The following is a 13,531-nucleotide window of genomic DNA, read 5'->3' as shown; positions in this document are numbered from 1 at the left end:
CCACTAGCTCCGCTCGAATTTGCGCAGGGCCATCGTCGGCGCCTCGCCCATCACGGACTGCGTCTGGGCGACGCCGCCGGTGGCCCACAGCTTCGAGCGGCCCACGTTCACCCCGGCGTACAGCTCGACCACGTCGGTGGGTGCCAGCTGCCGCGACTCGTTGCGGTTCAGGGTGATCCGCTCGTCGTCGTCCGGCGAGCCGCCCGGCCGGATGCCGGTGCCGTTCGTGCTCACGTCCTGCACCGTCAGGCCACCGCCGGGCTGCAGGCTGAACTGCGCATGCCCGCGGCTGATCCACTTGCGGGCGTCCTCGGTGAGCCACTGGCCGAGCATGACGCCCCCGCCACCCTCGGGCGCCCGGCCGACCACGACCGGCGCCTCGGTGGAGACCACGAAGCGCTTGCGGACCACGCCGTCGATGCGTACGGACAGCACCTCGACGGACGGGCGGGCGCCGGCGTCCTTGAGCTTCGCCCCGTGCCGCGGGCAGCTCGGAACCCCGGCCCGGATGGCCGGTGGCGGCTGCGACACCGGGCTGGTGAAGGTGCGCATGTCGGCGAACGGGCTGTCCGGATCGCCGCCCGAGCCGAAGCTTGTGCAGTTGGACTCGGGACACTGCCACACCCGGGCCAGCAGCCGCTCCCCCATCGGCGAGCGCTCCGGCTGCTTGGCCGGGTCACCCCGGCCCACCCGGGAGACCAGCACCGGCGCGCCGCCCTCGCCGGCGATCGCGGCGAGCAGCCGGCCCGGCTCGTCGACCCACGGCCGGCGGCCCCGGAACTGCTCCCCGCGGGTGCGGGTCAGCACCGGCAGGCCGAGCAGCTCGGCCACCTCGAAGACCCGGTCCTCCAGCACCGGCACCACCTCGACCTTGCCGTCGTCGGCCCAGCGGCGGATCACCATCCGCTCGTTGGAGGTCAGGTCGGTGTCGGAGAGCAGACCGCGTGGGGCGATCACGTAGACCGGCACGTTGTCCTCGGTCAGGTAGCGGCCCAGCGCGTCGATGACCAGGCCGAGGCGGACCGAGCTGGCCGGCCGGCCGCCGTCGAGGTCGGCATAGCGCACGATCTCGGACAGATCGACCACCGCGCGCGCCAGCGCCGGGTCGGTGGTCAGACGCGCCTCGATGGCATCCAGGACCTTGCTGACCTCGAATCTCACGGATCCTCCAGGTGTTTGCCTCCCGCCATCATGCCGCGTCCGGAATAGCCGTTTGCCTCCCGGGGCGGTCGGGAATTGATATCGGTCAGCCACAGAAACGTCAGGGAGGACGGACATGCGGACACCACGGCTCGCCGGGCTGGGTCTCGCGACGATGGCCACGGTGGCCCTCGCGGTGGCCGGTTGCAGCGACAACGCGACCGGCACCGGCACCCCCAGCAGCGCCGGCAGCGCGGCACCGAGCGCGACGACCTCCGCCGATCCCGCGGCGGCCGCAAAGCTCGCGCAGGCGGTCGAGCAACTCGACCAGACCAGTTTCACCCTCACGGCGTCGTCCGGCTCCGGTTTCCGGATGACCGGCTCGATCGACGCGCCGAACGGCAAGGCGGCGGCACAGCTGACCGCGAGCGGCCCGAACGCCGAGATCAACGTCAAGACCATACTGATCGGGCAGGACCTGTACGCGCAGGTGCCCGGGATCACCAAGGCCGGCACCTGGACCCACGTCGACGGCTCGCGACTGCCCGCCAACGCGAACATCGGCCTGCGGCCCGGCCAGATCGACCCGGTGAACACGGCGAACCTGCTCAAGGCCACCACCGACGTGCAGGCGACCAGCGACACCAGCTACTCCGGCTCGGTGGACCTGTCGAAGGCGGCCGGGGTGGCCGGCCTGGGCCAGGTCACCGTCGCGGCCTCGAACGCGCCGGTGCAGAACGTGCCGTTCACGGCGACGCTCGACGCGCAGGGGCGGCTCTCCACGCTGACCGTGAACCTGCCGCAGAGCGAGCCGCTGCAGGTCGCGTACGCGAACTACGGCCAGCCGGTGCAGGTCACCGCGCCGGCGCCCAACGAGATCACCGAGGCGCCGGACAGCTTCTACAGCTCGCTCGGCTCCTGAGCCTTCTCCCGGGGACCACGCCGGCGGGCGGTCCAGTTCGTGCTCAGCGGACGGGCCGTCGGCCGGTGCTCCTCGATCCACGCGTCGATCCGGGCCCACCATTCGTAGAGCCAGTCGACGCGTTCCTGCTCGCCGGTCGGCACGTCGCCGGGCGGCACGCTCCAGAACCGCATGATCAGCTGCTTGTCCATCGGCAGCTCGCGCCAGACGTCGGCGACCGTCATCATCCGGTCCAGCCCGGTGTGCGCCACGAAGATCACCCCGGCGTCGGGCGCGGCGTCGATCGCCGCCGACAGCCCGCCCGGCTTGGGCGGCAGCACGTTGCGCAGGCCCTCGGCCCGTTCCGCCATGTCGGACAGTCCGCGGGCGCGCAGCCAGGCGATCGCCCTGATCCGGCGGCGCGGGGTGAAGTTGCCGCCCTCCGGAAAGATCACGAAGGCGTCGTTGTCGTCGAGGCCGTGGGCCAGGTCGCCGACCTCCTCCTCCAAGTTGCCGGCGCCGCCCCGGCCGGGCGAGATGAACCGGTTGGGCAGGCGATTGAGCAGCACGTCCACCGCCGGGTCCCACTGCAGCGTGGCCTTGAGGACGATCCGCGGCTCCCGGTCGAACCAGTTGACCAGCGCGTGGATCAGGATGAACGAGTCGCCCGGCCCGGCGTGCCGGCTCACCACGATCTCCGGGCGGCCCGGCACCGCGGTGTCCGGATCGGTGCCGACCACCGCCACGGTCAGGTGCAGCGACCACCGGGCCAGCCAGAACAGCACGCCGAGGAACTTGCCGGTCAGCACGTAGTGGGCGCGCTGGAAGGCCGGGTTGCGGATCTTCCACCCGAAGCCGGACGCGACCCACAGGACGAACAGCGCCACCAGGGCGGCGGCGTCCCAGACCACGTACACGACCGCCAGGAAGACCAGGCGGGGCACCCGCAGATGCCCGGGGACCAGCGGCGACGCGGCCAGCGCGAGCAGCAGCCAGACCGGGAGGGTGACGAGCAGACCGGCCGCGAGCAGCACGACCGCCGGCGCGATGATCAGCCGGCGGACCCAGACGGGTGCCGGGGGCATCAGCCGCCACCCGGCAGCGGGTGCACATTGGCATGCAGATAGCGGCGGGACGCCACGTACGCACGGCTGATCCGGCGACCGACCGCGGCCATGTCACGGTACGCCCACGGACTGTCGTCCCGGCTGTCGCCGCCGCCGCTGGGGAGCACGTGCACGCGTACATCGTCGGACAGCGAGGCAAGCTCGCGCGCGAACCGGTGCCGGCGGGCGATCTCGAACGCCACCTGGGCCACCTCCCACGGCCGGCGGGGCACGCTGAGCGGGCGCTCGACCCGCCCCACCTGGAGCACGAAGATCAGTTTGGCGCCGACCCGGACCGCCTCACCGATCGGGATCGAGTTGACGATTCCACCGTCCACATAGTGCTCCCCCTCGATCTCCATCGGCGGCAGCAGCCCCGGCACGGCCGACGACGCCACCACGGCATCGACCAGCGGGCCGCTGTCGAACCAGTGCTCGGCGGCCCGCTCGATGCTGGCCGCGCAGCACCGGAACGGGATCTTCAGGTCGGCGAACGTGGTGTGCTCGCCCAGCTCGCTCTCCAGCAGGCGGCGCAGCGGGCGCGGCGAGTGCAGGTGGGTGCGGGCGGCGAAGCGGCGCATCTGCCGGCCGATCGAGTCGCCGTAGACGGCGGCCGCCTCCGGCGACGTCCAGAGGCGCACCAGGCGGTCGGTGACGGCCTCGCTCGGGTCGGCCGCGACCAGGGCGCCGTTGACCGCGCCGATCGACGTGCCGACCACCGTGTCGGGACGGAAGCCGGAGCGAAAGAGAGCGCGCAGCATGCCCACCTCGACCGCGCCCAGCACGCCACCGCCACCGAGCACGAACGCCACCGGACCGTCGACCATGACTTTCATCCTGGCATGGGTGCCCGCCGTGGGCCGGGCGAGTTGCCGCGCTCCGCGCCGATCAGCTGTCGTGGATCCACTCGGTCCGGTCGAGGATGCCGTCGCCGTTGTCGTCGTACATCCGCTTGTCGATGAAGCCGTCGTGGTCCTTGTCGTACTCCGCGAAGTCGACCCGGTTGTCCAGGTCGGTGTCGTGACCGATGAAGTCCGGTTGGCCGTCGCCGTCGAGGTCGACCAGGATCTCCGCGCCGCCGTGGCCGTCGCCGACGTAGGTGGCCTTGTCGAGGTGGCCGTCACCGTCGGCGTCCACCCGATTGTGGTAGCCCTTCGGCGGCGCGTACCGGCTCAGGTCGTGCAGGGCCGCACCGAGGCCGGACGGCGGCGCATCGCCCAGCCCGGCGTGCGTCACCGGGGGCAGGCCGTCGAGATCGGGCCGGTCACCCAGCCCGGAGTGCGGCTCGACCGGCGCGTCGCCGCTTTCGGCCAGCGCGTGCAGCGCCATCCCGAACTCCGACCACGGGCCGAGGTCGTCGTCGTCGTTCCGCGTGCTCATCCCTCGACGATAGGGCCGACGGTCCAGTTCCGGGATCGCCACCAGGGATGGTCGTCACCGGCCCGGAGGCCACGACCACCTCCACCTACGGGGTGCCACTCGCCTGCACGGACGACGACTCCGGCGTGGTGCTGTCGGTGGTGGGCGTGGTCGTCGGCTCGGTGGTGGTCTGGGTCGGGGTCGGCGACGTGGTCGTGGAGCCCGTGGTCGGCGTGGTCGTGGTCGGTCTCGACGTGGGCGGCCTCGTGGTGGCGGGCGGCCCGGTGGTGGTGGTGGCCGTGGTCGGCTGCGTGGTGGCCTCGGTCGGGGCGGTGGTCGCGGCCGGCGCGGTGGTGGCCGTCGCCGAGGTCTCGCTCGCGGCCGGCGCGACGCTCGCCGAGTCGCTCGGCAGCGGCGCGTCGGTCCCGGTCGTCGACGGCTCCTCCGAGGGCGTGTTGCCCTCGGTCGAGGGCGGCGTGACCGCCACGCCGTCGCCGCAGGTCAGCTGCTTGCCGGTGGACTTGCTCACGGTCCCGCCGACGGACACCTCGCCGGTCGACACGGTCACCGCGCCCGGGTCGACCGCGTACCAGGCGGCGCCGGAGTTGACCACGTCGCCGGACGCCCGGGCGACGGTCAGCCGCAGCGGCTGGAACGCTCCGCTGGTGCCGGTCGTGTCGGCCAGCACCCGGCCGGCCTGCAGCGTGAGCGTGCCGCGCGGCGCCTGGTGCCGGCCGCCGGCAACGGCGAGCGAGCCGAGCTGGACCCGGGCACCGGTACAGAGCACCGAGGCACCCCCACCGGGGAAGACGAGGCGGGCCGTCGACCCGGCCGGCACCTCGACCCGGGCGCCCTGGCCGAGATACTGCTCGTCGCCGGGGTCGAAGGTGGTCACCACTCCGCCCACGGTCGCGTTGACGTGCCCGCGGTCGACGGTCAGCAGCACCTGGTCCCGGGGCATCTCGGCCCAGGCCGGTCCGGGCCGGAAGCTGATCCCGACCAGCACCAGCGCCATCACCAGCAGGAGCACGATGAGCCACCAGAGGCGGCTCTCGAAGCGCCGGTCCAGCGACTGGTTGTCCGGACCGTCCGGCGGGCCGGGCGGCACGGCGAGCGGCGGGTACGCGTCCGGGGCGGGCGCACCCGGGCGCAGGACACCGACCGGCATCGCCGAACCGGGGCGATGCGCGGAGCCGACCAGCGGCGGCAGGTCGGAGGCGTCCGGCAACACCCAGATGCGTACCGGGGTGAGGGTCTGCGCGACCATGCCGGGGCGGCCGTCGCCGACCGGGCCGACCAGCGTGCCCCGGCGCAGCTCCACGCCGTCCGACATGCCGATCACGCCGGACTCGACCACGACCGCGTGGGTCGGGCCGGGCAGGATCACCGGCGCGCCCGGCTCGAGGTCGACCGGGTGCGCCGAGGCGATCAGCGCGAGCCGCTGGTCGACGGCGAGCCCGGCCAGCGCCGGAGTGTCCGCGAACAGCGCCTCGGCCTCGGCCCGGTCCTGCGGCGGCGGCCCGGGCAGGGGCCCGACCACCGACGCCACGGTGGCCGCCGGAATGTAGAGCAGGGTGGTGCCGGCGGTGTGCCAGTCGAGCTGGGTCGAGCGGCCGGCGATCGCGTTGACCAGGCCGACCACCCCACCGGGACCGACGTGGTAGCGGATCGAGCCGGGCGGGTCGCCGGGCTTGCGGCCCTGCAGCGCGCCGTCGACGACCACGTAGACGGCCGACTGCGAGCCGCCGGCCTGGATCAGCTGACGGCCGGCGGGCGGGTGCACCCAGCGCGCCCGGGTGGCCAGGGCGGCCAGCGTCGCCTCGGGAAGGCCACCGAGGTCGGAGGCGCGCAGCGCGGCCAGCCGGCGGGGAACGTCGGTCTCCCGGTCGTTCTCGGCCCGCTGCCGGCGGGTCCGGGCCCACCAACGGGCGAGCCGGCCGAGCACGAAGAAGACCACCGGCGCGCCCAGCCCGAGAACGATCAGCAGGAGCAGCAGCCCGCCGAGCAGGCCGGCCTGCCAGAGGCCGGTGGCCAGCCCGGAGATGCGGTCGTCGAAGACCAGGAAGGTCAGCACGGCGGCCATCGCCAGCCACGCGATCGAGAGGATGCCGTAGAGCGCGATGAGCCGGCCCTCGCGGTCGAGCGCGGACCAGCGCGGCGAACGGCCACGCAGCCGGCCGCCGGCCCAGGCGAGCCCGCGGGCCCGCAGCTGCGGTATCTCCAGCCAGTCCATCAGAAGGTATTGCCCGTCGAGCGGCAGGAGCGGGCTGAGCTGGAAGAAGGCGTTGACGTACCAGAGGAAGGCGAGCTTGAAGGCGAGACCGGCGAACGCCGGCACGGCCAGCCCGCCGAGCTGCACCAGGCCGCCGAGGAACAGCGCGCTCGCCGGGCCGGACGCGGCCACCAGCAGGCGGGCACGGCGGCCGGCCATCCAGACGTCGGTGGTGTCGACGAAGACCGAGGGAATGCCGAAGTAGATGAGCAGGCCGGCGGCGGGCACCTCGCGCCCGGTGGCCTTGGTGGCGAGCGCGCGGGCCAGCTCGTGCGTGACCAGCACGATGCCGTTCAGCACCACCAGCACGACCGCGCCCAGCAGGTACGAGTCGCCGGTCAGGAACAGCGACCGGCTGCCGCGCGCCCAGGTGGCCACGAACAGGCCGATGCCGAGCACGCCGAGCAGACCGGTGACGACGAAGGCGCCGGTGCCGAAGAGGAACCGGCCGCCGGCCCGATAGAGCGCGGTGATCAGCCCGTCGACGTGGAAGACCAGCGTCTTGCGGCCGCGCGCGGCGGCCAGCATCCCGTTGCCCACCCGCTCGGGCAGTGGCTTGCGCCGGGACTCCTGCAGCGGGCGGAACGCGTCCATCGGCAGTTCGTCGAGCATCCGGTTGCCGGCCAGGTCGGCCACCACCCGGCGGACCTGGTCGGGGGCGAGCCGGCCGGCGATCCGGGCGAACTCGGCGACCAGCATGGTCACCGTGCTCCGCCCGTCCATCAGCAGGGCGAGCTGCCACTCCTCGGGGGTCAGCCGCAGGTAGCCGGCGCGGGTGCCGCCGTCCGGGGAGCGCAACATGATGTACGTGTCGCCGCGCGCCGCGGTCAGCTGGACGGCCTCGATGCCCGCCCGCAGGACCGGCCGGGCGCTGGCCGGATCGAGCCGGTCGACGACGGCGCCCCACAGCCCGGGGTCGGCCGGCCCCCCGGGCTCTCCCGGAGCCCGCCCGGCCAGCGCTTCCCAGACGTTCATCCGGGTCTCGACGTAGGTCACCTGGGGGCCTTTCGCTGCTCGCCGCCGATGGGCGGATTGGAGAGTAGGCGGTCGGCCAGCACCCTGGCGAGTCCCAGGTGGAGATTAACGTCGTATGCCGTGAAAGTCCCTAATTACCGGCATACATAAGCGTGCGGCGGGGCGTTCGGTCCTATTCAGCCTCGGCCAGGGTGGCCGTGGCCTGCTGCTTAGCCCCGTCCCGGGTGAACTCGATGACCATCTTCTGGCCGACCGTGCCGCCTTGCACCGCGGCGACCAGGTCGTTCGAGTCGTCGATGGCCTTGCCGTCCACCGCCGTGATGACATCGCCCTGCTGGAGGCCGGCCTTGGCGGCCGGGCTGTTCGGGGTGACGCTGGAGACCAGCGCCCCGCCGTTCTCCGCGTCGGTGACGCTGACGCCGAGCGCCGGGTGGCTGACCTTCTTGCCGGCCATCAGGTCGTTGGCGACCTGGCTGGCCTTGTCGCTCGGGATCGCGAAGCCGAGACCGATGTTGCCGGAGCCCTGCCCCTGGGTCGCGATCGCCGAGTTGATGCCGATCACCTCGCCGTTGGTGTTGACCAGGGCGCCGCCGGAGTTGCCCGGGTTGATCGGCGCGTCGGTCTGGAGCAGGCCGGACATCGTCGTGCTGGAGCCCTGCTGCTGCTGGTTGCTGCCGAACGGGCTCTGCTGGCCCTCGCCCTCGCTGCTGGACTGGATGGTGCGGTCCTTGGCGCTGATGATGCCGGCGGTGACCGAGCCCTCCAGGCCGAGCGGGCTGCCGATCGCCAGCACCGTGTCGCCGACCTGCATGTTCGCGCTGCTGCCGAAGTGTGCGGGTTTGAGGTCGGAGACGCCGCTCGCCTTGACCACGGCCAGGTCGGTACGCGGGTCGGTGCCCACGATCGTGGCCGTCGCCTTCTTGCCGTCCGCGAAGATCACGGTGACCTTGTCGCCCTGGGCGGTCGCGACCACGTGGTTGTTGGTGACGATGTAGCCGTCGGCCGAGGTGATCACGCCGGAGCCCTCGCCCGACTCGGTGGTGATCGACACGACGCTGCCCTCCACCATGGAGGCGATCTGGGCGAGCGAGGAGCGGTCGACCACCCGGCTGATCGACGAGTTGCCGACCTGCACCTTGGGGCTGCTGCCGTCGCCCTTGTCGAAGGCCAGCGCGGTGGCGGCGCCGACGCCGCCCGCGACGAGCGCGATCAGCACGGCGGCCGCACCGGCCACGAAGATCTTCCGGCCACGGCCGTTGGACGGCGGGCGCTGGTCGCCGACCGGCGCGGCCCAGACCGGATGGCCCTCGCCGGGCTGCTGCCAGGCCTGGCCCTCGACGGCCGGCTGCTGCTGCGTGCCGCCCTCGGTCCAGGCGCCGGCGTACGCCGGCTGCTGCGCATACGGCGAGTACTCGGCGTGGGCCGGCTGCTGCGGCTGCTGCCCGGGCTGCTGCCACGGGGACTGCGGCTGCTGCGGCTGCTGGTGCCACGGCGACGCCGGCTGCGGCGGCTGCGGCGCTACGCTGCCACCGCCGGGCACCTCGGCCGGAGCAGGCGGCTGCGGGGTGCCGGGCGCGCCGGCGTGCGTCGGCACGGCGACGGTCGGCTGCGCGGACTGGCCCGACTCCGGGCTGCTGCTCTCCGTGGAGGCGTCCGCGGGGCGCGGGTCGGTCTCGTTCTCGTTCATGACACTCACCTTGCCCCGCTGGGCTCGTATCCGACTGTGTTACGCCTGGATGTTTTCTGTGAAGCTTTTGTCCGGGTTTACGGTGGGCAAAGTGACCCGGAACGTCGCTCCCTTGTCGCGTTCGCTGATCACCTCGACGGTCCCTTGATGGGCCCGCACGATCGCCGCCACAATGGCCAGCCCCAGACCCGTACCGGTCGCCGTCCGATCGGTCCGCCGCGTCCGCGCCTCATCGACCCGATAGAACCGCTCGAACACCCGCGCCTTCTGCGCCTCCGACAAACCCGGCCCGGTATCCGAGATCTCCACCACCGCCCGGCTGCCCTCCTCGGCGAACAACCGCAGGGTCACCGACGCATCCGGCGGGGTGTGCGTCAACGCGTTGGTCATCAGGTTTCCGATCACCTGCCGCAGCCGCGCATCATCACCGTACGCCACCAGCCGCTCCGGCTCGTCCCGAACGTCCAGCCTGATCTCGCGCTCGGGCGCCATCGCCTCCGCCGCCTGCACCGCGTCCAACGCCAGCACCGGCAACTCCACCGGACCCAGCGTCAACGGCCGCTCCCGATCCAGCCGGGCCAGCAGCAACAGGTCCTCCACCAGCAGACCCATCCGGGCCGCCTCGTCCTCGATCCGGCGCACCAGCTTCGCCACGTCCTCCGGATCGGCGACCGCGCCCTGCCGGTACAACTCGGCAAAACCCCGAATCGTGGTCAACGGCGTCCGCAACTCATGCGACGCATCCGCCACGAACTGCCGCATCTTCGCCTCCGACGCCAGCGCCCGAGCCTCCGACTCCAGCGCCCGCGCCTCGGAGATCTGGGCGGCCTCGGCCGCCTGGCGGGCCGACTGCTCGGACTGCGCCCGGGCCGTGAACGCCGCCTCGATCTGCGCCAGCATCGCGTTCAACGCCCGCGACAACCGGCCCAGCTCGGTCGTCGGCTCGCTGCCGTCGTGCTCCTCCGGATCGGGCACCCGCTGGCTCAGATCACCGGCCCCGATCGCGGCCGCGGTCCGCTCGATCTGCAACAACGGGATCAGGCTCTGCCGCACCAGCGCCGCACCGACCGCCGCCAACGCGATCAACACACCGACTCCGACCAGGATGTCGGCCCGCACCAGCCGGGCGATCGCCTCGTCGATGCCGGCCATCCGCTGCCCGACGTAGAGCACCGTGCCGTCGTCGAGCCGGAGCACGAGCATCCGCCAGATGTACTTGCCGTTGTTCGAGCGGACCGTGTACGGCGTGTTCGCCCGGGCGCCGATGGCCGCGAGATTGGTCAGGAACGGCGGCTGGTCGCCGGCCGCGATCTCCTGCGGGTAGACCGGACCGACCCCGGTGGTCGACTTCCAGGAGGCCAGGTAGTCCGGCGGCACGACCACCCAGTACCGGGTGGTGAGCGCCCGGTCGTTGGCCTTCTCCGCCGCCACCGAGGTGTTCGCGAACGTGCGCAGCTGGTCGTCCATCCGCGAGATCAGGTAGCTGTGCAGCGCGTACGTGCTGGCCAGGCTGATCAGCGTGAGCGCCGCGAACACCAGGATCAGCACCGAGGCGACGAGCTTGGTGCGCAGCGATACGCGGCGCAGGTTCGGCTGCGGCGGGATCGAGTTGCGAACCCGCTCGGTCAGCGTCATCGCGGGCTCAGACGGCGGGTTTGCGCAGCACGTACCCGACGCCGCGAAGGGTGTGGATCAGGCGCGGCTGAACGTTGTCGACCTTGCGCCGGAGGTAGGAGATATACGACTCGACGATGTTGTCGTCACCACGGAAGTCGTACTTCCAGACGTGGTCCAGGATCTGCGCCTTGGACAGCACCCGGTTCGCGTTGAGCATCAGGTAGCGCAGCAGCTTGAACTCGGTCGGCGACAGCTGCACGCGCTGGCCGGCCCGGTACACCTCGTGCGTCTCCTCGTCGAGCTCCAGGTCGGCGAAGACCAGGCGGGACGGCTCCTCGTCGCCCGCGGCGGTACGCCGGAGCACGGCCCGGATGCGGGCGGTGAGCTCCTCGAGGCTGAACGGCTTGGTCACGTAGTCGTCGCCACCCAGGGTCAGCCCCCGGATCTTGTCCTCGGTGCCGTCGCGGGCGGTCAGGAACACCACGGGAGTGCGCTGCCCGCCCTCACGCATCAGCCGGATCACTTCGAAGCCGTCGAGATCGGGCAGCATCACGTCGAGGACGACCAGGTCGGGCGTCGCGTTCTTCGCCGCGCTGACGGCAGCGCTGCCGCTGGTGGCGGTGCTGACGTCGAACCCGGCGAAGCGGAGACTTGCGGAGAGGAGCTCGAGAATATTCGCGTCGTCCTCGACGACGAGGAGCTTCGCCTCACTCTGCTTGGGCTGGGTCTGGGTCGCCATGAGACCCATTGTTTATCAATCCACTGCACCCTGGCTGCACGTAGGCTGAATGTTGTCTGTGAAAGTATCCAGCTACGCTGCCAGCCGGTACCCAGATGGACCCAGCGAGGACTGGGCGGTGCGGGCCAGCGTACGGCGGTCGGCGTCGGCGGTCGGGCGCAGCGCCGGGGCGGTCACCAGGGTGACGGTGAGCGACCGGAGCGCGGCCACCCGGCGGATCGAGTCCCACAGGGTGTCGTCCCCGATGAACGCGGCCGCGGTCGAGTCGTAGCGGATCGAGGCGGGCACCACCGGTGCGCCGGCGTCGATCGCCGCCTGGAACAGCGCGGGCCGGAATCGTCCCTGATTGGCACCGCAGAACGTCGTACCCTCCGGGAAGGCCGCGACCGACCGCCCGGCCCGCAGCGCGGCAGCCACCTCGGCCACCGTGGCCGGCAGCGCCTTCGGGCGCGACCGGTCGATGAAGATCGCCCCGGAGAGACCGGCCAGCGCCCCGATCCCCGGCCAGGCGCCCACCTCGCCCTTGGCCACCAGCCGCACCGGCGCCACCGCGAGCAGCACGAGAATGTCCAGCCAGGAGACGTGGTTGGCGGTCAGCAGGCTGCCCGCCCGCAGCGTCGGACCCTGCCGGACCAGCCGGATCCCGAGGACCGCGAGCATCGTGCGGGCGAGGGTCCGCAGCGCGGGGCCGCGCACGAGCGGCACCAGCAGAAACCCACCGAGGAGTACGCCGGCCAGCGTCACCATTCGCAGCGTCGCCATGCCCCGGGCCGCGTGCGGGTCGGCACCGTCGCGGCACTGGTCCCCGCAGCCGGAGACGGGCTGCCACATCATCGAGCCGCTCCCAGGAAGTGCCGGCGGTAGCGCGGGTCGAGGCGGTCCATCGAGAACAGGACGTAGAAGTCGGCGCAGTCGAAGTCGGCGTCGTAGGCCGGCTCCCCGCAGATCCAGCTACCCAGCCGCAGGTAACCCTTGAGGAGCGCGGGTGGCTGCAGCTTCGGGTCGCCGACCAGCTCGGTGCGCAGCAGCCAGTTGTCCCGCGGCTTGACCCGCAGGGCGGGCGGCGCGAGGTGCTTGGACTGCACCCGGGCCCAGACCCCGGCCGCGGTCGCGCCGCCGTCGGCCAGCGGCACCGAGGCGCACCCGGCCAGCCAGCGCAGGTTGTTCAGGTGCAGGTAGCGGGCGATACCGGCCCACATCAGGTTGACCACGGCACCGGTGCGGTGGTCGGGGTGCACGCAGGATCGCCCGGTCTCGACCAGCTGGTCGCGCAGCGGGCGCAGCGCGCTCAGGTCGAACTCGCCATCTCCGTAGCGATGCCCGGCCCGCTCGGCTGCCTTGGGGGGAAGCATCCGGTAGGTGCCGACCACCTGTCCCGTCTCGTCGTCCCGGACGATCAGGTGGTCGCAGTGCTCATCGAATTCGTCGGCATCCCGACCGTCCACGGCGTCGTGCAGACGGGCGCCGAGTTCGCCGGCGAACACGTCGTGGCGCAGCCGCTGCGCGGCGGCGACCTGGCTGGAGTCGTCGGCGATGAGCAGGGTGTAGCCGCTGGTCCCGGTGGATGCGGGTGCGGTCAGAAGAACGGCCATGTGATCTGTGTAAGGGTGACACCTGCCGATGGAATGTCGGCCTTGGTGGGGATTCATGGCCGAGAAATGAACGGCTTGTGCGCCTGGCCAGGGGGCCACGTGAATGGCGCCGACCTAGTACGTTGATCCTTCTGAGAACAGGC

11 protein-coding genes are annotated in these 13,531 nt (G+C 72.2%); 1 reads left to right on the top strand and 10 read right to left on the bottom strand.

Going from position 1 to position 13,531, the window contains the following annotated elements; all coding sequences use genetic code 11:
- Positions 1-3: 3 nt before the first annotated feature.
- Positions 4-1,161, bottom strand: a complete 1,158-nt coding sequence (locus tag ODJ79_RS12390; protein WP_263023530.1) for an FHA domain-containing protein — start codon at positions 1,159-1,161, stop codon at positions 4-6.
- Positions 1,162-1,276: 115 nt separating this feature from the next.
- Here ODJ79_RS12390 and ODJ79_RS12385 point away from each other — a divergent pair, with 115 nt between their 5' ends.
- The gene (locus ODJ79_RS12385; protein ID WP_263023529.1) at positions 1,277-2,062 is read left to right on the top strand and encodes a hypothetical protein; all 786 of its coding nucleotides are present in this window, start codon (positions 1,277-1,279) and stop codon (positions 2,060-2,062) included.
- On the opposite strand, the gene ODJ79_RS12380 is transcribed toward ODJ79_RS12385, so the two are convergent.
- From ODJ79_RS12380 to ODJ79_RS12340, 9 genes are all read right to left on the bottom strand, one after another.
- Positions 2,041-3,126, bottom strand: coding sequence for a 1-acyl-sn-glycerol-3-phosphate acyltransferase (locus ODJ79_RS12380; RefSeq protein ID WP_263023528.1), 1,086 nt, complete (start codon positions 3,124-3,126; stop codon positions 2,041-2,043). The genes ODJ79_RS12385 and ODJ79_RS12380 overlap by 22 nt on opposite strands.
- Entirely contained in the window at positions 3,126-3,974 is an 849-nt protein-coding gene (locus tag ODJ79_RS12375) for a patatin-like phospholipase family protein (protein ID WP_263023527.1), read from the bottom strand. The genes ODJ79_RS12380 and ODJ79_RS12375 overlap by 1 nt, the downstream gene beginning before the upstream one ends.
- A gap of 61 nt (positions 3,975-4,035) precedes the next feature.
- On the bottom strand, positions 4,036-4,527 hold the full coding sequence (locus tag ODJ79_RS12370; RefSeq protein ID WP_263023526.1) for a hypothetical protein: 492 nt from the start codon (positions 4,525-4,527) through the stop codon (positions 4,036-4,038).
- An 85-nt stretch (positions 4,528-4,612) separates the two neighbouring features.
- A complete protein-coding gene (locus ODJ79_RS12365; protein WP_263023525.1) occupies positions 4,613-7,774 on the bottom strand; it encodes a cyclic nucleotide-binding protein in 3,162 nt (1,053 codons plus the stop codon).
- Between the two features lie 151 nt (positions 7,775-7,925).
- The gene (locus tag ODJ79_RS12360; protein ID WP_263023524.1) at positions 7,926-9,440 is read right to left on the bottom strand and encodes a S1C family serine protease; all 1,515 of its coding nucleotides are present in this window, start codon (positions 9,438-9,440) and stop codon (positions 7,926-7,928) included.
- Positions 9,441-9,479: 39 nt separating this feature from the next.
- Positions 9,480-11,075 carry a sensor histidine kinase gene (locus tag ODJ79_RS12355; RefSeq protein ID WP_263023523.1) on the bottom strand — a complete coding sequence of 532 codons (1,596 nt, stop codon included), beginning with the start codon at positions 11,073-11,075 and terminating at the stop codon, positions 9,480-9,482.
- Between the two features lie 7 nt (positions 11,076-11,082).
- On the bottom strand, positions 11,083-11,796 hold the full coding sequence (locus ODJ79_RS12350; RefSeq protein ID WP_263023522.1) for a response regulator transcription factor: 714 nt from the start codon (positions 11,794-11,796) through the stop codon (positions 11,083-11,085).
- 72 nt (positions 11,797-11,868) lie between these two features.
- Entirely contained in the window at positions 11,869-12,630 is a 762-nt protein-coding gene (locus ODJ79_RS12345; protein ID WP_263023521.1) for a lysophospholipid acyltransferase family protein, read from the bottom strand.
- A complete protein-coding gene (locus ODJ79_RS12340; protein ID WP_263023520.1) occupies positions 12,627-13,388 on the bottom strand; it encodes a GNAT family N-acetyltransferase in 762 nt (253 codons plus the stop codon). Before ODJ79_RS12340 ends, ODJ79_RS12345 begins: the two co-directional genes overlap by 4 nt.
- Positions 13,389-13,531 lie beyond the last annotated feature (143 nt).

Origin of the sequence: Actinoplanes sp. KI2 (assembly GCF_025630775.1) — a bacterium.
In the GTDB taxonomy this organism is placed as follows: Bacteria; Actinomycetota; Actinomycetes; order Mycobacteriales; family Micromonosporaceae; genus Actinoplanes.
Note: the sequence above shows the minus strand (reverse complement) of the source record. Positions and strands in the feature narration are given on the sequence as shown.

Excerpts from the sequence above, each read along its gene's own strand:
- ODJ79_RS12360 (WP_263023524.1), bottom strand. The coding sequence starts at position 9,440 with ATGAACGAGAACGAGACCGACCCGCGCCCCGCGGACGCCTCCACGGAG.
- ODJ79_RS12345 (WP_263023521.1), bottom strand. The coding sequence starts at position 12,630 with ATGATGTGGCAGCCCGTCTCCGGCTGCGGGGACCAGTGCCGCGACGGT.
- ODJ79_RS12350 (WP_263023522.1), bottom strand. The coding sequence starts at position 11,796 with ATGGCGACCCAGACCCAGCCCAAGCAGAGTGAGGCGAAGCTCCTCGTC.
- ODJ79_RS12380 (WP_263023528.1), bottom strand. The coding sequence starts at position 3,126 with ATGCCCCCGGCACCCGTCTGGGTCCGCCGGCTGATCATCGCGCCGGCG.
- ODJ79_RS12355 (WP_263023523.1), bottom strand. The coding sequence starts at position 11,075 with ATGACGCTGACCGAGCGGGTTCGCAACTCGATCCCGCCGCAGCCGAAC.
- ODJ79_RS12370 (WP_263023526.1), bottom strand. The coding sequence starts at position 4,527 with ATGAGCACGCGGAACGACGACGACGACCTCGGCCCGTGGTCGGAGTTC.
- ODJ79_RS12385 (WP_263023529.1), top strand. The coding sequence starts at position 1,277 with ATGCGGACACCACGGCTCGCCGGGCTGGGTCTCGCGACGATGGCCACG.
- ODJ79_RS12340 (WP_263023520.1), bottom strand. The coding sequence starts at position 13,388 with ATGGCCGTTCTTCTGACCGCACCCGCATCCACCGGGACCAGCGGCTAC.
- ODJ79_RS12375 (WP_263023527.1), bottom strand. The coding sequence starts at position 3,974 with ATGGTCGACGGTCCGGTGGCGTTCGTGCTCGGTGGCGGTGGCGTGCTG.